Here is a 23,119-nt window from a genome sequence, read left to right as displayed (position 1 = left end):
CCAGTATATTCCGATTTTAGTAAGAAAAGATTTACATATTTTAAATATCATTAATTAATCCATGCTTTCTCTTTAGCGACAATTACTGCCTCTGCACGTGATTCTACGTTTAGTTTGACAAAAAGTTTGGATAAATAGTTTTCAACGGTCCGCTGTGTGACTCCAATAGCTGAAGCAATTGCTTTGTTTGTACATCCTTGTGCGACAAGTTGTAAAATCTCTTGCTCCTTGTCGCTTAGTAAAACATCTTGCTGTACATTCGGTAGATTAGTCCTCTGATGTACAAAATCTAAAAAATCAGCTGCAAGTAAGATCTCGCCTCTTAGTGCGGCTTGAATGGTGTGAATCACTTGCTCTTTCGTGGCAAGCTTTGATAACAGTCCATCAATCTTTCTCTCGATCAGTAGCTCGTAATAATCGGAAAGCTCATAACCTGTATAAAGTAATATAAGTGCTTCTGGTTGCTTTTTCTTAATCATTTCTGAAAGTTGGATGCCATTGATTGGTTTCATATTAATATCGATTAAAAATAATTGAAAAGCTTGAGCATCCATTCTCGACAGAACAGCTGCACTATCCTGCTCTGTATCTATACGAACATCTTTTAAATCCTGTAATAAAGTTTTTGTACCATCTAAAACGACAGGATGGTCATCTACAATAAGAATATCAATCATATGATTCCACGTCCTCTTGTATTTGAATAAATATATGCATTCCTTCATTATGACTGGAAGTTATTGTGATGTCTCCATTAAAAGCACGGACACGTTCTCGAATACCGTTAATGCCCATAGAAGCTGAAGATTGCATTAAATCTTCAATATTACAGCCAATGCCATTATCATCGTATTGGAGGATGAAACCACGATTTATCGCTTGAAGTTTAAGTGAAACTTCGGTTGCCTCAGCATGCTTAATAGCATTATTTAAAAGCTCCTGCACAAGGCGATAGACGACTAAATGTAAGGTTACATCTTGAAATTGGACACGTTCTATTTGGGTGTTTAATAAAAAGTCGGATCGTATTTTCACTTTTTGAGTCAGCTTTTTTAAAGCAATTTGTAGCCCAAATGTGTCTAGTAATGGTGGACTTAGATTCTCACAATACTCTCGTAAATCCTTCGATGCATTTAGCAATTGCTCTCGAATATCTAATACCTTTTCTTTTTTTATATTAGCCGAGCTAGCAAGTACATCTAGCTCTCTCGCTAAATGAAGTTGCTCTTGCAAAATAGTGTCATGTAATTCCTGTGCTAGAATACTTTTTTCCTTTTCAATGATATTCCATAATAATTTATCGAGCCAAGGTAGCTGTGTATCATTGTTATCCTTCATAAGCCTTATTTCACATACTAAATCTTCAATAAGCTTTAAATTATCAATAAACATTGAAACATAAAGGGCAAGTAACTCTAACCAAAGAAGTTCTTCATTTTGTAATACATGTCTAATGTTTAACATGATTTTTTCTTCACCTGTATCATGTAAAAGTAGGTGAGTCTTTTCATTTCCTATATTGACTTCACCACGAGTAAATGGCACATCTTCCGTTATTGTAGTAATCGTAAAAGCTGTAGTACCAAGCTTTTCTGTTATTTCATACTTGAATTGATCTAATAATTCTTGCTGATTTTTTGCCTTTCCCATACGATTAACGGCAGCATATAAATTATGTACATAGTTGCCAGTAGATGAAAAAATAATCTTTCGATACTTAAAATCCAGCTGCTCTTTTATATAGAAGCTAGCAATGATGACGAAAAATACAAGAATATAGACGCCTGTAATTTTGATAATCGATAAATTGTCTATAAACAGTATGGTAACGCCTGTAGTTAATATTATTGCACTAAAAAAAGCTAGCGTTGAATAATAACGCAAACGAGATAATTGATATTCAATATCGAATAATCGTTCATTCACTTGAATGAAAATAAAGGAAAAAGGAATAAACAATAAAAATAATGCAGCTACCTCAGAATGTAAAATAGGATTTAGACCTACTATTTCAGGTGTGACGAAAAACAATAAAAACGGCAGAAAAGGCGTAATAAACGCAATAGTGATCAGACGTATTTTTGCCCGTTTAGTTTGTAAATAACTCGTTAGTAAAATATAGATGGCATATAGAACTAGTACAGCAAACATTCCTAAGTTAATTAATGATGAAATCGACCTGAAGTCAGGATTAACTATTTCAATGAAATTACAGCAAGGTATCACTAGTAATAGTAAATAAAGCCATTTAGTATTGATATATCGCCATTCTATACGTAAGTAGCGGAAATAAAATTGTAAAAAGTGAATGAAAAGCACTATACATAAAACGATACCAATAGTTATTACTAACGATCCAATTAGATTTCCTCTAACAGAGGCTCCTGTACTTATATAAGCCAATGAACAAGTTAATAAAAATAATGTTAGTAGACTAGTTAATAGATTGTCTTTATTTCTTCGCCATAAAAAGATAGCGACTGCAAAAGATAAGACAAAATAAAACATTGGAAAAATAATTTGTAAATAAAATTCTTCCGGAATATCTTTATGCTTAACTGTAACAGAATGAACATCACCATCAGTCTTCATAAACGTTAGTTCTTTAGCACTTCTAACGGCAGAATCGAGTTGGATTGAACGAACATCTTCTGCAGGCTCGCCATCAACTGTCAGTAGAAGATCACCTTTTTCAATATTATTTTGCTGTGCCCATTCGGAATAATAAAATTCATCTATGATAGGTTGTCCGCTAGCTGTGTCTACCAAAATACAAATATAAGGAATTCGTATTGCCATTACAAGCACATAAATACCGAGGAGTAGGTAGGTGATGAAAATACTATATGTCCATTTACTCATAGTTTTCTCACATATATTTGCATGATAATATTGCCCCATTTCAATCTTAAGTACCTATATATTATCCATAATTTTTGGTAATTTTGGAATACCGAAATATGGTGTTTCGGAAAACCACTATTACTTTTTCGGAATAACGAAGTAGTTTTTTCGGTATAGGCTATGATAGTGTAAATCTAGCATATGTGACGAAAAGGGGGAGCATTGCATGAAAAAGAAAGGATTCCCACTAATCCTTTTTTTTCTAGTCGTCATCATGTCGTACCCGAAGACAACAATCGCTAAGAATTATGAGAATGATGCGGTGAAAGTAGATATTTGCATTATTGGGGGTGACAATCATTTTGTCTATAAGATTCCTAAGCATTTACATAAAGATACGCCGTATGTTGAAATGAAAAAAAATATTGAATCTTCCTTAGCAAGTCATTGGAAGATCGGGGATGCTCGTTATGAAGCCCACCAGACAGATGTTGCGTACACTTTTTCAATTAAAGATTTAATTAATGAAAAACAAAATGGTCAAATGAAAGTAGCGATACCATATACTTTTTTAGTAGGGATGTTTGGTGAAAATGATGCCATTCAATTACGCATTTTGGCTAGCAAATTAATCGACTGGAAAGACAATTCAAAAGATTGGGCAACTCTTGGCATTGTGGCACCGCCCACATATTTTAGTGAACAAGAATATGTTTATGAGGGAGAGGTCAACGAGCTTCTACAGCAGCGGGTAGGACATTTTAATGGCACGGTTATGAAAGGGCAAATGGTACTACAAAGTATTATATATTTTAGCTTTATTATCGCGCAGCTTATTGCTTGTATAATTTTATCGAGGCGTTTAAAAAAGAGAGTTATTGAAGATCCAGAAAACATGCATCAGTTCCGAAAGCTCAACTATCTGTACCAAATCATTCCGTTAATGATTATCGGAGTTCAAATTGTTTTTCTTTTCATGTCAGGGTTACTGACTGCATTTGGTCTCTATTTCTCCCCAGGGATTGATCTCATACTTATCATTGGACCTATTTTATTTAATATTATTTTGTTGCCAATGTTTTTTGTCACAATTGAGAGTGAAATCTCAAAAGAGCTGGAAAGTAATCCCTTTGGTTCTGACATGTAAATATTGTTTTTATTTTTGGGCGTCCCAATGTAGTTATTAGATGTTATAATGGTCAACAGCATACTTGAAGGGGCTGATTATTAACATGGCGCATCCAGAAATCGCGTACTTAAATTTACTACAACATATATTAGATAATGGCGTTAAAAAGGAAGATCGTACAGGAACAGGTACATATAGTGTATTTGGCTATCAAATGCGATTTGATTTAAGCAAAGGCTTTCCTCTTTTAACGACGAAACGTGTACCATTCAAACTTGTAGCTAGCGAGCTACTTTGGTTTATCAAAGGGGATACAAATATTCGTTATTTACTGCAAAACAACAATCATATTTGGGATGAATGGGCTTTTAAAAAATGGGTTGAGTCTGATGAATACACAGGTCCCGATATGACAGACTTTGGTCGTCGTTGTTTAGTGGACGAGTCTTTCAATGCTGACTATAAAAAAGAGTTAGCTTCATTTTGTGAGCGTGTTTTAACAGACGATGAATTTGCACGTAAATACGGAGAGCTTGGGAATGTTTATGGAAAGCAGTGGCGTAATTGGACAACATCAACAGGTGAAAGCATCGATCAATTACAAGATGTAATCCATCAAATCAAGCACAATCCAGATTCACGACGCATTATTGTCAATGCATGGAATCCAGAGGATGTTATCAATGCTGGAGCAAAGGGCAGTAAAGCTGCATTACCTCCATGTCATGTGATGTTCCAATTTTATGTCGCAAATGGTAAACTGAGCTGTCAACTAATGCAAAGAAGCCTTGATACATTACTAGGCTGTCCATTTAATATTGCCTCATATGCATTACTGACACATTTAATTGCACATGAATGTGGTTTAGAAGTTGGCGAATTTATTCATAGCATTGGGGATGCTCATATATATGTAAATCACGTGGAACAAGTAAAAGAACAACTTTCACGCGAGCCTAAGGACCTACCAACCTTAAAAATAAATCCAAATAAAACGTCAATCTTCGACATAGAACTCGAAGATCTATCTATTGAGGGCTATGACCCACACCCAACAATTAAAGCACCAATTGCCGTATAAACTGAAACAGCAGCCGTCTTGGCTGCTGTTTTTTAGCGAACTAATAGCGAAGCGGCGGGTAGATTTGTAAGTGCGACGGATAGACTTGTCAAAGTGTTGGGTAGAAGGCTGGAGCGATGGATATACAAGCGGCAAAGTGAAGAGGAAAAGTCAAAGCGACGGATAGAAATGCCGAAGTGACGGAAAGAAGAGTCAAAGCGAAGGATAGAAGACAGAGTGACGGATAGAAATGCCAGATCGACGGAAAGAACCAGCAGAGCGACGGATAAAAATGCCGAAGCGATGGAAAAAAGAATCAAAGCGAAGGATAGAAGACAGAGTGACGGATAGAAATGTCAGAGCGACGGAAAGAACCAGCAGAGCGACGGATAAAAATGCCGAAGCGATGGAAAGAAGAGTCAAAGCGAAGGATGAAGGCAGAGCGACGGATAGAAAGAGCAGATCGACGGATAAAAATGCCGAAGCGATGGAAAGAAGAGTCAAAGCGAAGGATAGAAGGCAGAGTGACGGATAGAAATGCCAGAGCGACGGATAGAACCAGCAGATCGACGGATAAAAATGCCGAAGCGATGGAAAGAAGAGTCAAAAGCGAAGGATAGAAGACAGAGTGACGGATAGAAATGCCAGATCGACGGAAAGAACCAGCAGATCGACGGATAAAAATGCCGAAGCGATGGAAAAAAGAATCAAAGCGAAGGATAGAAGGCAGAGTGACGGATAGAAATGTCAGAGCGACGGAAAGAACCAGCAGATCGACGGATAAAAATGCCGAAGCGATGGAAAGAAGAGTCAAAGCGAAGGATAGAAGGCAGAGCGACGGATAGAAAGAGCAGAGCGACGGATAAAAATGCCGAAGCGATGGAAAGAAGAGTCAAAGCGAAGGATAGAAGACAGAGTGACGGATAGAAATGCCAAAGCGATGGATAGCCCCGCCAGAATCGTGGATAGAAATGCCAAAATGATGGATAGCCCCGCCAGAATCGTGGATAGAAAGGTCAAAATGATGGATAGACCCGCCAAAATCGTGGTTAGAGGAGCAAAAGCGGCGGAAATAACTGCCAAAGCAACAGAAAGAGCCAAATCGGTTAATTTATAGCCGAATTTCTCCAGCAATTAAATGAAGGATGTTAAATTATATGAAATTTTTACCGATATAAGTTTTAATTTGGAAGTCTTATTAAAAATTTAGAGGTGAATGATGTGAGGAGATCATTGATTTTTCAAATAGATGGAAGAGAACGTGAGCAGCGTTTAAGGACAAATTTGTTTGCGAGTATTCCTCAATTAAAAGAGGGATCTGAGCTACCACACATCTCTAGTAAATTAACAGAGGAGCAAATACATAATATGATGCAAGTCATTGAGGAGATTCGCTTGAAACGTTATAAAGAAAGACTATAAATGTAAGCGCATTCTAAGCTATAATAGCTGAGGAGGTGTTTTTAATGAACGTGATTTTTATAGAAGCGTTTTCAGGTACAGAGCTTTTACAAATGGTGTCACATGATGTAGCGGGCATTTTAGCAGCGGTGCAGGGTGAAAGTGTGACGTTTCCGGTTGGCCATTTTAAGTATGAATTTCATAATTTAGATTTTTATGAGGAAAATGGAGAAATACGACAAGAATTAGTCATTTACGTGAAGAAAATATAGTTATTTTATATTGCTCCTTCATTAGAAAAAATTAATACAGGTGTAAATAGAGCAATTTGTTTGCTTTTATTTAAACCTGTAACTATAATGGTTACAACAGGTGGTGATACATATGGTGAACAGTCGATTTTCGGTAGCGATCCATATACTTTCTCTCATTGCAACAACATCTGATAAAAGTCAGCTGACGTCTGAGTATATCGCAGGGAGTGTAAATACAAATCCAGTTGTCGTGCGTCGAATGATCGGTGTGCTAAAAAAAGCGGGCTTGCTAACATCGCAATCAGGTATTGCAGGCTACGACCTATTAGCGGAGCCGAGAGATTTAACGCTATTAGCTATTTACCATGCGATTGATGGACCGGAGCAGCTATTTGCGATTCATGATGAGCCAAATCCAGAATGTACGGTGGGTCGAAAAATCCAACGAACATTGGAGGGTGTTTATACATCTGTCTGGCATGCAATGGAAGAACAACTACAAGCACAAACTTTACAGGATGTGCTAGATCAACTTCGTTAACATCAACGAAGTCGGTCTTTTGTATCTAGCCTGTAACTAAAATGGTTACATTAAAAATAGGAGGAATTATTAATATGAAAATAGCAGTAATTGGTGCAACAGGGAAAGCAGGACAAAAAATTGTAGGGGAAGCACTGCAACGTGGTCATGAAGTAACTGCAATTGTACGCTCGGCTTCAAAAGTAACAGCAAATATTCCTGTAATTGAAAAGGGTGTATTTGATTTATCTCAGGAAGATGTGAAAGGGTTTGACGTAGTCGTAAATGCATTTGGTGCTCCTTTTGGTCAGGAGGAATTACATGTGAAAGCTGGTCGTCATTTAATTGAGATTTTCACTGGTATTAATACAAAATTATTTGTTGTCGGTGGTGCGGGTAGTTTATTTGTAGACCCAGTGAAAACTGTACGCGTAATGGATACTCCAGATTTCCCAGAAATGTTTTACGCGACAGCTAAAAACCAAGGTGAAAATTTACATGACTTACAACAATCAACTATTACTTGGACATTTTTAAGTCCATCTGCTTTCTTTGATTCAGAAGGTCCACGTACAGGTAGCTATACTACAGGAGAAGATCATTTATTAGTAAATGCTGCTGGAGAAAGCTACGTGAGCTATGCAGATTATGCCGTTGCGATGTTAGATGAAATTGAAAATCCAAAGCATGTTAACAACCGTTTTACAGTTTCTTCTAATAAATAATGATTTAGAACGGAACGTATAAAATGGTAGAAGTGTACTTACACATTATTTAAAATTTGCTGAACTAGTACAAACAACTAGTTCAGCTTTTTTATTGAGTTTAATAAAAAATTGGGAATATTTATCTCGCATTGTAATAGTCCGATTGGTGAAGATTAATAATTAGTGAGGGATGAACTACTGTTTCTACACTTTATTTTTACATTTAACCCTTACATAAAACGAGTAAAACTGCTAACTAAAGTAAAAGGATTCAGATTAGCGCTCGGTTTTTAGAGATTAATAATATCTTTTCGCGGAAATTTTCATTTTACAGACAAATGACTGTTTACAATACGGCATTAATTAGCTACTATCAAGTGTGAGGATTACATAAAAGGAGACGACAATTATGTCCACACAACGTATAGAAAAAGACTTTTTAGGTGAACGCGCCTTACCAAGCAATGCTTATTACGGAATTCAGACGCTTCGTGCAACTGAAAATTTCCCGATTACAGGTTATTCAATTCACCCTGCACTTATTAAAGCAATGGGTATTGTAAAAAAAGCAGCTGCTTTGAGTAATATGGAGGTACACCTACTTTCAAAAGAAATCGGAGATGCAATTGTCGAGGCTTCACAAGAAGTTATTGATGGCGAGTGGGATGCTGAATTTATCGTTGACCCAATCCAAGGCGGTGCTGGCACATCTATTAATATGAATGCCAACGAGGTTATCGCCAACCGTGCCTTAGAGATTTTAGGCAAAGAAAAAGGGGACTATAAATCAATTAGCCCAAACAGCCATGTTAATATGTCACAATCAACAAACGATGCTTTCCCTACAGCTATACATATTGCTGTGTTGAATTTGATAGATGAACTACTTCTTACAATGGAAAACATGCAAGCGGTGTTCCACCAAAAAGCGGAGCAATTCGCGCATGTTATTAAAATGGGTCGTACGCATTTACAAGACGCTGTACCGATTCGATTAGGGCAAGAATTTGAAGCTTATTGCCGTGTTATCACTCGTGATATTGCTCGTATTCGCCAAACTCGCCCAAATTTATATGATGTAAATATGGGAGCAACAGCTGTTGGTACAGGATTAAATGCATTCCCTGACTATATTCAATCAGTTGATGTTCATCTTGCCGAAATTTCAGGACTACCGCTTAAAGGCGCTACACACCTGGTGGATGCAACACAAAATACTGATGCATATACAGAAGTATCAGGCGCATTAAAAATCTGTATGATTAATATGTCGAAAATCGCTAATGACCTTCGTTTAATGGCATCTGGTCCACGTGCTGGATTAGGGGAAATCATTTTACCAGCTCGTCAACCTGGATCTTCTATTATGCCAGGGAAAGTAAACCCTGTTATGCCAGAGGTTCTTAACCAAGTGGCATTCCAAGTAATTGGTAATGACCATACGATTTCTTTAGCATCTGAAGCAGGACAATTAGAATTAAACGTTATGGAGCCTGTACTTGTCTTTAACTTAATTCAATCTATTAGCATTATGAATAATGTGTTCCGCGCATTTACACAAAATTGCTTGAAGGATATTGAAGCAAACGAAGACCGCATGAAAGAATATGTGGAAAAAAGCGTTGGTGTGTTAACAGCAGTGAACCCACATATTGGCTATGAGGTAGCTGCACGAATTGCGCGTGAAGCAATTTTATCTGGCCGTTCAATTCGTGAGCTTTGCATTGAAGAAGGCGTACTAACGAAAGAACAATTAGATTTAATTCTAGATCCTTACGAGATGACACATCCTGGTATTGCCGGATCAAGTATTATGAAATTAAAATAATTTATTATGAAGCACTTTGTCTAAGGCAAAGTGCTTTTTTGTTGTTCAAAAATAACATAAGAAATCTCGGTGAATTTTGTGGCACTTTAACTTCTTCCAGCGGGTCGCAGTACAAAGCCGATTCTGGGGGCAATTATGCCGAGGTATAATTTGATTCAGGTGTGTTTTTCATTCCGCGGCAGCTTTCTTCGCTTATATTTTGCTGACGCTACGCTTAACGGAAATCAATCACTAAAGAGTCATACTTTTCGCACAATAGTTTTTCGATAATGCAAAAGCGCTTTCCCTAATACAAAGTGCTTTTGTACTTCTTTATCCTTACAAAAGTTGGGCTTTTTTCTATGAATTTCAGGAGAATTAAACTATAATAGCTACATTGGAATAATATAATAGTTGGGGGAATTTAGTATGAGTTTACGGAAAAGAAGTATAATTTGCTTTTCTACTTTAAATGTTCTGATGGGTGTCATTTTAATTATTGACCTCGCAAATTTAACTTCATTAGAATGGCTATCCACTTTATTAACAATAATGGGAATAACAATTACGTTATCTTGTATTTTCTATGTGAAATTTAAAATTATTAAGCCTATTAGGCAATTAGCAGAATCCGCTCAAGCAATCGCTGATGGAGATTTGCGTACTTCTCCAATTGAAATTAATTCCAATGATGAGATTTCAGACTTAGCTAAAGCATTTTTAGAGATGAAGGAACAATTACATACGATGACCCAAAATATTGCAAGTAGTTCTTCAGATTTATCTACGAGCATTGAGGAGCTATCAGCAAGTACTAATGAAATTACAAATGCAGTTAACGAAGTTGATTCACAAATGGAGAATACGACTGATGGCCTTAAGAAAGCAGCGCAATCTGCAAATGAAAGTGCTATTGCTATGCAGGAAACTGCTGATGGCATTGAACGTATTACCGTGGCAACGCAAGATGTATTTGATCATGCAAAAGAAGCAAATGACATTGCAGGCAACGGTGCGGAAATTTTACACGTGGCTAAAAATCAGATGGAATTCATTTCAACTTCTACTGAAAAAACAAGTGAATTAATGCAGCAATTATCTGGAAAAATGACAGATATCAAATCTATGACAGATATGATTACGGCTATTACGGATCAAACGAATTTGCTTGCATTAAATGCAGCGATTGAAGCGGTACGTGCTGGAGAGCATGGTAAAGGCTTTGCCGTTGTAGCGGAGGAAGTTCGGAAATTGGCAGAGCAATCTAAGCATTCGGCTATTCAAATTGTCGAGCTGGTAGTTGGCATTGAAAGTGATACAAAACAAGTAGCTTCCGCTGTCGAAGAGGACTTGAAAAACGTTCAACAAGGCGTCTATGTCATAGATGAGGCTACAAAGTCGTTTGGTACGATCTCTCAGCATGTTAGTAAAATGACGAACCAGCTAGAGGATATTTCTGCAACGGCAGAAGAGCTTTCAAGTAGCTCGAATGAGGTGACAAAATTAGTATCAACAATCGCAACCGGAATGGATAAATTATCTAATAATACTGAGGTCATTCTGCAGGCAGTTGATGAGCAAAGTGCTTCTATGCAGGCGGTCAACATGGTAGTGTCGGAAGACTTATGTGTACAAGCTGAAAATTTACAAAAGCTTACGCAAAGATTTAGTGGACAATAATTGAAGAAATATACTACTCATTAAACAAAGGCTATTTTGCAGGAATAAATTTTCTGCGAAATAGCCTTTGTTATTTTATATCAAAACCGATGTTACCAAATCGTTTAATAACTTCGAAATTAAACATTAAATAAGCCGAAAAAATCCATTGTTATCGTCAAAAATACTATGCTAACCATAAACACCATTTCAACGAAAGTAGCAATAAAATCTCTTTTATTTTCCGCGTATTTCCATTCCATAAATGTTCGTAACAATTCAGTTGTTATTAAAAAAACAATTAAGATAAACCATGTTTCGAAATACCAAGGAATTCCGAATGTAGCGTTATCAATCATATAATACGAACTAATTAAAAATAAACTCAAAAATATTATTCTTATAGACCAATCTAGTTTTTTATGCCTTTCGTTAATGTGATTATAAGAAAACCATTTCTTTCTTTTGACACCTAACAGCTTTCTAATGACAAATCCAAAAATATTAAATATTAAAACAAGCACCATTAGAAAAAGCATTAGCGTTCCAAATTCGATATTAATAGTATTCAATTTCGTTCACCTCTCAACCTGATAATTTCTTGAGATAGTAGCGCCAGATTATTTATGTACTCTTATTGCTTGAACAATCAATGAAATTCCTATAATACACAAACTCCCTGATAAAACATGAAGGGTTATATTCCATCCTTCACTGACTTTTTGAAAATATTTGATATATAAAGACACGCCATATATGCACATTGTAATACCCCAAAATCCTCTAAGCTTCTTCATATGATTCCATTCCCACCCATTTCTAAACTAACTGAAAATTTTATCTGTATAGAAAGTGTAGCACAGCAGCTTATTATTTGGTAATTAATTGGAGAGTGTGCAACAAACGGAAGTGCCGGATATGCATACACTAGCCATTAGATTAATATTTGAGGGGCAGTTTAACATTTATGTTTATACGTTAACTACATGCCGAGCTTTGAGTTAGCATGCAGACTTATCCGACTGCGGGAGTCTGAGGTAGCTTCAAAATTAAATTTAAAAAAGCAGAAAAAATCCGTTTTTATCATCAAAAATACATGCAAATCATAAACGTTATTTCGGCGATAGTAGCAACAGCTTCTCTTTTGTTTTCTAAGTATTTACATTTAAAAATACTTGAAGCATTTCAGATCCTATTCCCAGTGATGTACTTTAGAGCTTCTGATAGAAGAACAAGAATAAAAAAAGAATTAAGCGCACAGCATGCCATGATGACTTGACTACAGTGATAAAAATAATTACTAGTGAGTAATCGTGAATATTTACCAACAAAATTACATATTATAGAATATATTGGATGCAATTTACATATTTCTTCTGCTGATAGAGAAACAAAAAGCTTTTTTAACAAGAACTTCGTAATATCTGATGAAGAGGTTTACGTAAAATATTTTAATTATTTTTTACTTAAAATAAGTATTGCAAATGAAAAATACTGAATATATAATAATTTTACCATTAGTGGAATAAAATGTATTTTATTTAGTAATTAAGTAAAGTGTAATGAATTTCATTGTAGTTCATTAAAATGATTATGTGTGGAAGTCGATAACTATTTAGATCAAGAAAATTATAATTTATAGTATAAATCTCATAAAATTCGATATATATAGGAGGAATATTATGAAAGTAGCACTTATTAACATGCCATTCGCTTCGATATATAGACCATCAATCGGTTTAAGTTTACTTAAAGCAGGATTAAAGAGAAAAAATATTAATTGTGATATACACTACTTAAATTTGAAGTTTGCAGAATTAATTTCTACAGAATCATATAATTCTATTTCTGAGGGAAGTGTATTTTCTAGTAATGCATTAGCGGGAGAAATTGTTTTTTCTGAGTCATTATTTGGTGAAGATACATTAGACTTATACATTGAAGAAGCAAAAGTTAAATTTAAGCAAAACAAAAATGAAGATTTTGAATTAATTAGAACTGTTAGATCCTATGTAGAAGGGTTTCTTCTTTCTTGTTTAGAAGAAATAGATTGGGATGATTACAATATTATAGGTTTTACTAGCGTTTTTGAACAGAATGTAGCATCACTGAGCTTTGCTAAGAGATTAAAGGAAAAATATCCTGATAAATTTATTATGTTTGGTGGGGCGAATTGTGAAGAAACAATGGGGATGGAGCTTCTTAGACAATTTTCGTTTATCGATGCAATCTGCTCAGGTGAAGGAGATTATTCATTTGTTAACTTTATCTCAGAATGGAATGAAAACGGATTAATCCCTAATGATATAGATGGGGTTTTTTTGCAAAAGGATAAAGAATATATTATGAAAAATAAAAAACGTCCAAGTTCACAGTCAGTAATGAATTTAGATCAATTGCCGATACCTGAATATTCAGATTATTTTGAACAGTTTGTTTCATATAGATATAAAGATCAAGTACAATATGCTCGTTTTCTATTTGAATCATCAAGAGGGTGTTGGTGGGGGCAAAAACACCATTGTGTTTTTTGTGGTCTAAATGGGACGAATTTAAATTTTAGAAGTAAATCTGCAGAGAGAGTCTTAGAAGAATTAATGCTACAAAGTAAAAGGTATAAGAAGTATACATCTAAAGCAACTGCTGTTGATAATATAATCGATATGAACTATTTCAAAAGTTTATTACCATCATTAAAAGATGAAGATATCAATCTAGATATGTTTTATGAGACTAAGGCGAATCTAAAGAAAAGTCAAATCGAACTTTTTAGAGATGCAAATTTCAAAACTATTCAACCTGGAATAGAAAGTTTGCAAACATCGGTATTAAAGCTTATGAACAAAGGCATTTCGATGTTACAGAATATTCAACTTTTAAAATGGTCTAGAGAATATGGTATTTTTCCGATATGGAATATATTGTATGGTTTTCCTGGAGAAAACCAGGAGGAATATAAGAGTATTCATAAAATTATTGAGAAAATCCAACATTTAACTCCTCCTGGTGGTGTATCAAAGATTCGATTGGATCGATTTAGTCCATATTTTAATAACTCTAAAGAAAATGGAATAACAAATGTTAGAGCAATGTGGCCATATAAATATATTTATAGTCAGATAGATCAATCTGGACTTGACAATTTAGCTTACCATTTTGATTTTGACTATTCAAATCCTTGTAATCCAGAAGAGTATACAGTCAGTATGAGAAGAGCTGTATTAGATTGGACAGAAATTCATCCATATAGCGATTTGTTTTATGTTGATAATAGCTACCAGTTAATAATCATGGATCTTAGAGGAAAAAATAATATTCAAACTTATGTACTTAAAGATGAACAACGTCAAATGTTACTTGCATTAGATGGTATATCTACTATAACACGTGTTCATAAAGAAGTAATCAGCGCTGGCTATTCAGTTACTATTGAGGATTTAAATAGTATAATTCTAGATTTTATAAATAAAGGAATTGTTTTAGAGGAAGATGGAAAATTGATTAATATTGTTTTGAATACAAATATTTATAGTCCTAAAAAAGCTTCGCTTATTAGAATAAAAGAATGGAATGAGAATAAGCGCAAGGATGTTTCTAAAGAAGCCGTATTTAATTGAAAGGAGGTGAATGACCATGGCAGAAAAAAAGCAAATTATGTTAACACCAGATGTTTTTAAAGTTAATAATGATGGTGAAGTTATTATTAACAATTCTCAATTAGTTGAGGAAATTGAAAAAGCTACTGATGAAATTGCGGCAGGAGAACAAGGAATTGTAGTTTCTATCTCAGTTAGCGTTTAAGTACTACATATTTGAGTTCGTAGAAAGGGAACAAGTTCCCTTTCTTGAATTCAAATAATATTCATTATATAGGAGGGGTATCTTGTATTACGAGTCCATTTCTAAAGCCATGCTTGAAAATTGTATGAAGGTTGTAGTTAGAAAAACTAAACAATCGCGAAATTTGTCAGTTGGCATGTTTGTAAATCACGGCTCTAAAGATGAAACTATTCATAATAATGGGATATCTCATTTTATAGAGCACATGGCTTTTAGTCATGAAAATATGAATGTTACAGCTAAGCAGATGGTTGGAGACTTATTGGATAATGGTGCTAGATATGAAGCTTATACTGGAAAAGAGATGACAAGATGTTGTATTACATCTCAAACTATCTATGGTAACGACATAATTAAAGCGTTGTCAAATATTGTTAAATTCAGAGATGTTCCTGAAGAACGAATTAAACATGAAAGAGCTATTATCTTGCAAGAAGCCGATACATATTTTGCTTCATCTAAAGTTAAAACAGAGCTTTCAGAGCGTACATTATGGGGAGAGCGTTCATTAGGTTTATTCGTTATAGGAAATCAAGAAAATATATCTAGATTTACTAAAGAGGATATCGAGAGCAGATTTGAAAAATACTATACTCCAAGTAACACACTTATGGTGATCCAAGGGGATGTGGATCCAGATGAAATAATAAATAAAATAGCTACAGAATTTGATTTTTGGAAAAATAATAAAGTTAGTAACCCGCTACCAATGCTTGAAGTATCACCTAGTGTTACAGGTATTGGGAATTCTGATAGAGTTAATTTAACCGTTTCATTTGTTGGCCCATCCTTTCGATCGCGTAAAAAATATGCAATGGCAATTTTATCCGACATTTTAGGCGATGGATTAAAATCACGATTATTTTTAGAACTTAGAGAAAAAAGAGAGCTTGTTTATTCAATATATTCTTATTCACTAAGTTATGGACTGGGTGGTTATTTGGCAATTGATCTTAATTGTCAGAAGGAAAAATTAGATGAATGTTTTAATGTAGTAATGGAGATAGTTAAAGATATTCAGGAAAAGGGGGTAACTATTGAGGAGCTTGAGCGTGCACGAGCTTCGCGTATTACATCAACTTTACAAATTCCGAATGATTCTGTTAGGCATCTTAATACTACAGGAAGATATGCATTATACAATCAAGATTTTTTTGTAGATAATGAAGTCTTTGAGCTTATGAGTATAACTCAGGAAGATGTGCGTGAAATTGCTAATGAGATGTGTGACGAATCTAATATGGCATTATCTGCAGTAGGCACAAATGCTGAGTCATTAATATCCTTACTTTAGAAAGAGGTGAAACTATGTTAAATTCAGCGGATTTTGGAAATAACAAAATGGAATTTCTTGATGCTATATTACATGCTGGGGGTATGGAAGTTTTAAGTATCTTGTCTAACGTTTCAAAAACAGCAACAGAAGTTTCAAAACAAACAGGTATACCTTTGGCGAAAGTAAATTATATTATACAAATGTTGGAAAAAAATGACTTGATTTTTGTTGATTGTACTAAATCAAAAGAAGATTTTGTAGAAAATGCTTATAAAGCTGATGTTAATTCTTTTAGCATCCGATTAAGTAGTAAGAATTCGGATGAAATGGAAAAAATAAAAATGATTAATTTTATGATTGATGAAGTACAAAACGGAATGGTAAATGCAGTTACAGATCAAGCGCCAGCTGAGTTTTCATTAGTTAAAGCTAGAATTCCTAAAACAAAAGTAAAAGAATATATACTTAAGCTTCGTGAACTTGAAGCTGAAATTGATTCACATCAAGAAATTGAAGATGATCCATATACATTTACAGTAGCATTGTTTCAAAATTAAAAATTGAGGTGAGGAAAATGTTAACTTTTTTACAACCTTCTCATATGGAGAATGATCAAATATATAAGTTAAGTTTAAGACCTTTTTATCAAAGGATTAATAATATATTTAATGCAATAGAAAAATCCGGTGAAGTCTCAGTAGACGTTCTGACAATTTTGAAAGAAAGTTTAAATAATCAAGCTTTTTTGACTTCCATCTATAGTCCTGGTTTAAACTATTTTGCTATCGATCTAACAACATATGTTTCAAATGGTTTGAGTTATAAATTAGATGAAACAGACTTAATTAACAAGTTAATGACTTCTGGAAATATTCAAAAATTCATTAGCTACTTTATTTTACCGTGTGCAAAAAATGGGATAGAAATAAAGACAGCTATTCTAAGTTCTTCTGATGGTGTAATTGAAATTCCAGGATTAAACTACGTAATAAAAACACCAGAAAAAAATACTTTTCACTTTATTTCAACCCATGAAAATAAAATTACCTTTAGCAAAGGTACAGAAATTGTTGCAGAAATTCTAATCAATAAATCTAGTTCTTCTTTTTTAAAGAATTCAGAATTTTCTGTTGAAAAAAACAGTATAAATACAATAGACGGCATTTCGCTTACTTTTTCTGATCCTCTAATTAGTAAATGCTTAACAAATAATTTTAGAGTTTTAAATGTAAGAAAAAGTAATGAAGATAATTTGATAAGTAATATTGATTTTACTTTGAATGACCACTTGTATTATAAATCATGTCTAGAATTAATAGCAGAAATTTGGCCAGAGTATTATAAGGAGATAACTAGCCATATCAAATTAATAGCAATTATGGATACAGATGCTTTTGGTGGTTTTACTGCAAATCTACTCCCAGATGCTATTTTCCTGTCTCATCATCCTAATGATTTTTTGTGGGTTACCGAAAATATTGTACATGAATGTGCCCATTCCAGATTAGAACAACTCTTTGTAATTGATCCAGTTGTATTAAATGAACATACAGAGAAATTCAACTCCCCATGGCGTGAAGATCCTCGGCCAATGAAAGGAGTATTTCATGGTGTTTTTGCATTTACTCGAGTAGCTATGTGGTTAGAGAGACTATACAAGATGTATCCTGTAGCAAGTATTTCAGAAAGACTAGAACTAGTATTACAACAGTTAGAACAAGGTATGGCGGTAATTTCCCAATCAGGTAAATTAAGCCCGATTGGTGAACATATTTTTAACGAGGCACGAAGCATTGTTTATAAGAACAAAAAATTAGAAGAAACAACATAAGATGTGAATTAAAATGTTTTAAAATTATACGTCTAAAACTTGAGTCTTTTAGGTAGATAATGATTGTTACAAAGTAATATTTTTATAGGGGGTAATTAATGTCTAAAACAGCCCTTGAATCAAAATTAAGTAAAGACATCGTTGATTGTGATGAAAAAAAAGACAGTTATAAAGCCCTTTTTGCGATTAAAAATTATAGTTTGTTAATAGTTGGTCAGCTTGTTTCTGCAATAGGAGATGGTGTATACGCTTTAACCTTAATATGGACCATGAAAGTATTAACAGGCTCTGCTATACTAATGTCTTTCGTATTAGCAGCAGAGATTATACCTACTATAATTTTTGGTATATTCGCTGGAGTATTGGTTGATAGAGGAAATCAAAAAAAATACATGCTTATCGCAGATATTTTTCGTGGACTTGTAATATTATTGATAGCTTTACTATTAATCGGGAGTTATTTAAGTCCATGGATGTTAATTGTTGCAACAATTATAACTTCCTCATTTAATGCCTTTTTCTCTCCTGCCAAAACAGTTGCAATTAGAAAAATTGTTCCAGACCATTTGATGGCTCGTGCTCAGAGCCTTTCTGCAACAATTCAAACAATAGTTGGATTGTTAGCGCCAGCTATAGCTGGAGTTCTAATAGTTTATAGCCTTTCAACTGCCTTTATATTTAACGCAGCAACGTTTTTTATTTCTTTGATATGTATCGCTCTCATTAAGCAAAAATCCTTAACAGAAAAATCTGAAACAAAATTAAATATCAAGAACTTTTCTGTTGATTTAAAAACAGGACTAAAAACAATTATTTCTGTTCCTATATTAAGAGGCATGATAATTTACTTAGTATTAATTAATTTTATGTTAGCTCCAGTGTCAATACTATTCCCAATGTTTGTGAAAAACGCCTCTGAGTTAGCCATTGTACAGATAGCTTTCGCAATAGGCATACTAATCGGCTCTATTGCTATAAACTTCTTTAGTAAAACAAAAAAAATAATACCAATGATAGTGGGTTTAACTTTATTATTAGGTGCATTTGCTGCCCTTGCTTTTGTAGACAATATTGTGGTAGTAACACTATTAGTATCTATTGTAGGTCTAGGAAGTATTTCTGCAAGTATTGTCTTACAAACTTTATTTATGATTAAAGTACCTAGAGAAGTGCTTGGTAGATCGCAAAGTACGATGCGTGTATTACTCGAATCAAGTAAACCAATTTCTTTATTGTTAACCGGAACCCTTTTGGTGCATTTTTCAATCAGTAATCTATTTTTAGGAATAGCAATATTTGGAGGTATTGTTGTTTTGCTTATGGTTTTAGATCCTGCGATTCGTAAGGACAGCAATTAATAGTTCACAATTCTTTTTACGTGGCAGTAGTAAAGAATAGCTTTTTAAAATAGCCATAACGGTGCACCCATAAATCACCTTCATTAGACTATCTTTCTTATGAATTCTCGTAACGAAAGGTAGCCTATTTTTTTTGGAATTCAGTCTTCAACGCAGTTGCTTAAGAAATAGTGTTTCACCTACTTATATTATTTTTTAAGTTATAATGGAATAAATGTTTGTAATTTCCTAATCGCTAACGTACTCTTGAAGAGAACCTACATTTAGTACTTATTATTCATTTTCATGTTTTTGCTATCTGTATTAAATAAATTGATGGTTCCATTTCAACAGTATAATAACCTCCTAAATTCCAATTGAAAATCTCATAAAGAAGGGTAGTGGAACATGAATGGGCATAAATTTTAATAGTTTTCTTAAAGAAGAATTGTCAGTAATCGATATTCAGACAGCTATGGTACAAGGTGATATAACGTCAAAAGAATTAACTATGTATTATTTACACAGAATTGCTAAGTATGATCAAGGCGGACAGAAAATTAATTCTATTCTTGAAATTAATCCTGAGGCAATCTTTATTGCTGAAGCATTAGATGAGGAAAGACTAACAAAAGGGGCTAGAGGGCCTCTACACGGAATTCCAGTAGTTTTAAAAGACAATATCGAAACGAAAGATTTTATGCATACTAGTGCAGGCGTACTAGCACTGGAAAATTATTTAGCTAAGCAAGATGCATTTCTAGTAAAAAAGCTCCGTGAAGCAGGGGCAGTTATTTTAGGGAAAACAAATATGACTGAATTAGCAAACGGTATGTCGAGTACGATGTGGGCAGGCTATAGTTCTCGAGGTGGACAAACACTTAATCCTTATGGTGATCCAGAACTTTTTGTGGGAGGATCTAGCTCAGGATCAGCAGTAGCAGTTGCATCGAACTTTTCTGTTTTATCAATTGGGACTGAAACAGACGCCTCAATTTTAAGTCCTGCAATTCAAAATTCAGTAGTCGGCTTAAAACCGACTATTGGGCTCATTAGTCGACAAGGCATTATTCCGTTTACATACTCTCAAGACACAGCAGGGCCAATGGCTAGAACAGTAACAGATGCAGCTATTTTATTGGGAGTATTAACAGGAGTAGATCAAGACGACGTCGCTACATATAAAAGTGAAAGAAGGTTGTATAAGGATTACACCCCTTTTTTAGATGCAACAGGATTAAATGGCGCTAGAATTGGTGTTTATAATAATGCCTCAAAAGCTTATTATGACTCAGGGGAATATGATGAAGCACTTTTTCATAATGCAATTCAGATTTTAAAAGAGCAAGGAGCCGTTACTATTGAAGGCATTGAAATCCCTTCTTTTCATCGAGACTGGAAATGGGGAGTGATGCAATACGAATTAAAGCATAGTTTAAATAATTTCCTAGTCAATCTGCCTTCCCACATGCCTATGCATTCTATCTCTGAGTTAATTCAATTCAATAAACGATCAAAAGGAAAGTCGTTAAAATATGGGCAAGATAAATTAGAATCGAGAGAGAATTTACCAAACACGTTAAGAGATTCTGACTATTTAATTGCAAAACTAGAGGATTTGTATTTTTCTCAAGAACAAGGAATCGACTATACATTAAAAAAATATGACTTAGATGCGATTATCTTTCCATCCTATATAGGTTCGACAATTAGTGCGAAAGCTGGATATCCGTCTATTGCCGTCCCAGCAGGGTATATGGAAAATGGGAGGCCGTTTGGCATAACTTTCGCAGGAACTGCATTTAGTGAAGATGTACTTATAAAACTTGCATTTTCATTTGAACAAGCAACTAAATTACGAAAAGCTCCGAAGTTGTATTAAGATTCTCTGGGAAGTGGTAAGGAGAAATGTAGTGACGATCATTAGAAAGAATACCTGCCTATGGGTATTCACCGTAAATTTCCTTTTGGCAACAAGCTCTACCAAATCGCCACTTTACCGCCCGAACAACGCGAGTAAACGCACACAATCCCGTCAACAGTAGAGACTAAATCAGTTAATGAAAAACGGTATTTGTTGCAACATTGACCAAAATAAAACTAGAGGCGGCTACAAACGTCTCTAGTCATTTTTTAATATTAATTTTCGTGATTTAACATCATAAATTTCATAACCGATTTCAAAGATATGGTCTTTTGTAACTGTCACCTTACAATAGTAAGGAATTGACTTACCATAAGCATCAAGTGAAGGGATTTCCGAAAAGTAATATTGTTCATTGGTATCAATCATGTTAAAGGTTGCTTCTGCAGAGCGCCCGGATGAAGAAACTTCAATCGTACAATTCCCACTAATAACATCATAATCTTTTTGAATAAAATATTTTAGACTTGGTAGAGTAACTACTAACAAAAAAATACCAAATAAAAATCCAAAAACAGTCTTAACTACATTTAAAAACGGATATTCTTTCTCGACATACATAAAAATAAAAACTATAACTGACATGATAACAAATAAAAATCCTAAAACGAGTATAAAGTAATACAATTGTTCACTTCCTATGTATATCTATTAAATATTTGCTTGTAGCTAGATTAAAATCTGACACTATAATATTTTATCGTTATATTCTTAACAAGGTAAACAGGATTATTATTCCATTAAATATTATTAAAGAGGTCCGAAAACGGGATATTGTTCGTGTACAGATAGTAGGGGAGTTTAGCCCCTTCATTTCGCCTTTATAAAAATCTTTAGTTTTGAATTTTTAGGTGGAATTGGAGGTCATATGGAATCCAATGAAGCGAAGTAATTATAGTGTGGCATAAAGAAAACATTTTAACGCAATGTTAGGGCAACATATAATTTAACGGAAGAACAAGTGAGCTCAATCGTAATAGCTATGAGAAAAAGAGTTGTGATTTTTACGACTAAGGTTGGCGGTGATTTACGTTACAATGTTCGTGAAGTAAGTGTGATAAAGCTCGTCCGTGCTCGTCCGTAATCGAATGTAACAGAATTATTTACTAGAAGATGCGTGTGATTTAGCAGTATTTACGCATTATAGGAAAGAAGATAACATGAAGAAAAAGAATAAGTAACTGGAATATATTGTGTTATTTGACTTTGGAAATACACTCCTATACAATTGGTTTTAATTAATCCAAAAGGAATGTAGAGTATACTAGATTCCTTTGACAACTGAATAGCGTGAAGTAATAGGTGTAAATTGCGTGCAATTTACTTAAAAGGGAAGTCGGTGCAAATCCGACACTGTCCCGCAACTGTAAATGTGAGTGACTTTTCATAGACCACTGTTTAACGATGGGAAGGCGAAAAGTAGCGATGACCATAAGTCAGGATACCTGCCTATTATGAGTACACACCATAACCCTACGAGGAATAGGAGGTGGCATGTTGACAAAACAGAATGCTCTGTTCGTCACTGTA

At 34.4% G+C, this 23,119-nt stretch carries 22 protein-coding genes and 1 riboswitch; of the genes, 16 read left to right on the top strand and 6 right to left on the bottom strand.

Annotated elements, in window-relative coordinates:
• Positions 1-50: 50 nt before the first annotated feature.
• A complete protein-coding gene (locus ACFVT8_RS08065; protein ID WP_387083098.1) occupies positions 51-677 on the bottom strand; it encodes a response regulator in 627 nt (208 codons plus the stop codon).
• On the bottom strand, positions 670-2,862 hold the full coding sequence (locus tag ACFVT8_RS08060) for an ATP-binding protein (protein WP_387083097.1): 2,193 nt from the start codon (positions 2,860-2,862) through the stop codon (positions 670-672). The genes ACFVT8_RS08065 and ACFVT8_RS08060 overlap by 8 nt, the downstream gene beginning before the upstream one ends.
• A gap of 208 nt (positions 2,863-3,070) precedes the next feature.
• Between ACFVT8_RS08060 and ACFVT8_RS08055 the strand changes: the two genes are divergently transcribed.
• Positions 3,071-3,991: a hypothetical protein gene (locus ACFVT8_RS08055; protein ID WP_387083096.1), complete on the top strand. Its 921-nt coding sequence runs from the start codon at positions 3,071-3,073 to the stop codon at positions 3,989-3,991.
• 85 nt (positions 3,992-4,076) lie between these two features.
• Positions 4,077-5,054, top strand: a complete 978-nt coding sequence (locus ACFVT8_RS08050) for a thymidylate synthase (protein WP_387083095.1) — start codon at positions 4,077-4,079, stop codon at positions 5,052-5,054.
• A 295-nt stretch (positions 5,055-5,349) separates the two neighbouring features.
• Here the strand turns inward: ACFVT8_RS08050 and ACFVT8_RS08045 are convergent, their stop codons facing one another.
• On the bottom strand, positions 5,350-5,847 hold the full coding sequence (locus ACFVT8_RS08045; protein ID WP_387083094.1) for a hypothetical protein: 498 nt from the start codon (positions 5,845-5,847) through the stop codon (positions 5,350-5,352).
• Entirely contained in the window at positions 5,844-6,167 is a 324-nt protein-coding gene (locus ACFVT8_RS08040; protein ID WP_387083093.1) for a hypothetical protein, read from the bottom strand. The genes ACFVT8_RS08045 and ACFVT8_RS08040 overlap by 4 nt, the downstream gene beginning before the upstream one ends.
• Before the next feature lie 87 nt (positions 6,168-6,254).
• Between ACFVT8_RS08040 and ACFVT8_RS08035 the strand changes: the two genes are divergently transcribed.
• The 6 genes from ACFVT8_RS08035 to ACFVT8_RS08010 all read left to right on the top strand — a co-directional run bounded on the left by ACFVT8_RS08035 (position 6,255) and on the right by ACFVT8_RS08010 (position 11,402).
• Positions 6,255-6,455 carry a hypothetical protein gene (locus tag ACFVT8_RS08035; protein WP_387083092.1) on the top strand — a complete coding sequence of 67 codons (201 nt, stop codon included), beginning with the start codon at positions 6,255-6,257 and terminating at the stop codon, positions 6,453-6,455.
• Positions 6,456-6,499: 44 nt separating this feature from the next.
• Positions 6,500-6,706, top strand: a complete 207-nt coding sequence (locus ACFVT8_RS08030; protein ID WP_387083091.1) for a thymidylate synthase — start codon at positions 6,500-6,502, stop codon at positions 6,704-6,706.
• A gap of 112 nt (positions 6,707-6,818) precedes the next feature.
• A complete protein-coding gene (locus ACFVT8_RS08025; RefSeq protein WP_387083090.1) occupies positions 6,819-7,229 on the top strand; it encodes an Rrf2 family transcriptional regulator in 411 nt (136 codons plus the stop codon).
• 74 nt (positions 7,230-7,303) lie between these two features.
• The gene (locus ACFVT8_RS08020; protein ID WP_387083089.1) at positions 7,304-7,933 is read left to right on the top strand and encodes an NAD(P)-dependent oxidoreductase; all 630 of its coding nucleotides are present in this window, start codon (positions 7,304-7,306) and stop codon (positions 7,931-7,933) included.
• Positions 7,934-8,324: 391 nt separating this feature from the next.
• Positions 8,325-9,743, top strand: coding sequence for an aspartate ammonia-lyase (gene aspA / locus ACFVT8_RS08015; RefSeq protein ID WP_387083088.1), 1,419 nt, complete (start codon positions 8,325-8,327; stop codon positions 9,741-9,743).
• Between the two features lie 408 nt (positions 9,744-10,151).
• Positions 10,152-11,402 carry a methyl-accepting chemotaxis protein gene (locus ACFVT8_RS08010; RefSeq protein ID WP_387083087.1) on the top strand — a complete coding sequence of 417 codons (1,251 nt, stop codon included), beginning with the start codon at positions 10,152-10,154 and terminating at the stop codon, positions 11,400-11,402.
• A 119-nt stretch (positions 11,403-11,521) separates the two neighbouring features.
• On the opposite strand, the gene ACFVT8_RS08005 is transcribed toward ACFVT8_RS08010, so the two are convergent.
• Complete coding sequence (locus ACFVT8_RS08005) at positions 11,522-11,953, bottom strand: DUF4181 domain-containing protein (protein ID WP_387083086.1); 432 nt, start codon at positions 11,951-11,953, stop codon at positions 11,522-11,524.
• A 1,110-nt stretch (positions 11,954-13,063) separates the two neighbouring features.
• Between ACFVT8_RS08005 and ACFVT8_RS08000 the strand changes: the two genes are divergently transcribed.
• The 7 genes from ACFVT8_RS08000 to ACFVT8_RS07970 all read left to right on the top strand — a co-directional run bounded on the left by ACFVT8_RS08000 (position 13,064) and on the right by ACFVT8_RS07970 (position 21,547).
• The gene (locus tag ACFVT8_RS08000) at positions 13,064-14,998 is read left to right on the top strand and encodes a RiPP maturation radical SAM C-methyltransferase (protein ID WP_387083085.1); all 1,935 of its coding nucleotides are present in this window, start codon (positions 13,064-13,066) and stop codon (positions 14,996-14,998) included.
• Between the two features lie 16 nt (positions 14,999-15,014).
• Complete coding sequence (locus tag ACFVT8_RS07995; RefSeq protein ID WP_387083084.1) at positions 15,015-15,182, top strand: hypothetical protein; 168 nt, start codon at positions 15,015-15,017, stop codon at positions 15,180-15,182.
• An 82-nt stretch (positions 15,183-15,264) separates the two neighbouring features.
• Complete coding sequence (locus ACFVT8_RS07990) at positions 15,265-16,515, top strand: M16 family metallopeptidase (RefSeq protein WP_387083083.1); 1,251 nt, start codon at positions 15,265-15,267, stop codon at positions 16,513-16,515.
• A 14-nt stretch (positions 16,516-16,529) separates the two neighbouring features.
• Positions 16,530-17,054: a hypothetical protein gene (locus tag ACFVT8_RS07985; RefSeq protein ID WP_387083082.1), complete on the top strand. Its 525-nt coding sequence runs from the start codon at positions 16,530-16,532 to the stop codon at positions 17,052-17,054.
• Between the two features lie 17 nt (positions 17,055-17,071).
• A complete protein-coding gene (locus ACFVT8_RS07980) occupies positions 17,072-18,328 on the top strand; it encodes an aKG-HExxH-type peptide beta-hydroxylase (protein WP_387083081.1) in 1,257 nt (418 codons plus the stop codon).
• A gap of 98 nt (positions 18,329-18,426) precedes the next feature.
• Positions 18,427-19,686: an MFS transporter gene (locus ACFVT8_RS07975; RefSeq protein ID WP_387083080.1), complete on the top strand. Its 1,260-nt coding sequence runs from the start codon at positions 18,427-18,429 to the stop codon at positions 19,684-19,686.
• Positions 19,687-20,077: 391 nt separating this feature from the next.
• The gene (locus tag ACFVT8_RS07970; protein ID WP_387083079.1) at positions 20,078-21,547 is read left to right on the top strand and encodes an amidase family protein; all 1,470 of its coding nucleotides are present in this window, start codon (positions 20,078-20,080) and stop codon (positions 21,545-21,547) included.
• A 240-nt stretch (positions 21,548-21,787) separates the two neighbouring features.
• Here the strand turns inward: ACFVT8_RS07970 and ACFVT8_RS07965 are convergent, their stop codons facing one another.
• Positions 21,788-22,216 (bottom strand): hypothetical protein, encoded by a 429-nt coding sequence (locus tag ACFVT8_RS07965; protein WP_387083078.1) that lies wholly within the window; start codon positions 22,214-22,216, stop codon positions 21,788-21,790.
• A 334-nt stretch (positions 22,217-22,550) separates the two neighbouring features.
• Between ACFVT8_RS07965 and ACFVT8_RS07960 the strand changes: the two genes are divergently transcribed.
• Entirely contained in the window at positions 22,551-22,673 is a 123-nt protein-coding gene (locus ACFVT8_RS07960) for a hypothetical protein (protein WP_387083077.1), read from the top strand.
• Between the two features lie 199 nt (positions 22,674-22,872).
• A riboswitch (cobalamin riboswitch) is annotated at positions 22,873-23,056 on the top strand.
• Positions 23,057-23,119: the final 63 nt, after the last annotated feature.

The organism is Lysinibacillus sp. NPDC058147, from assembly GCF_042884205.1.
Taxonomy (GTDB): domain Bacteria; phylum Bacillota; class Bacilli; order Bacillales_A; family Planococcaceae; genus Lysinibacillus.
The sequence above is the reverse complement of the archived record's forward strand: the minus strand, read 5'-3'. Positions and strand labels throughout refer to the sequence as shown.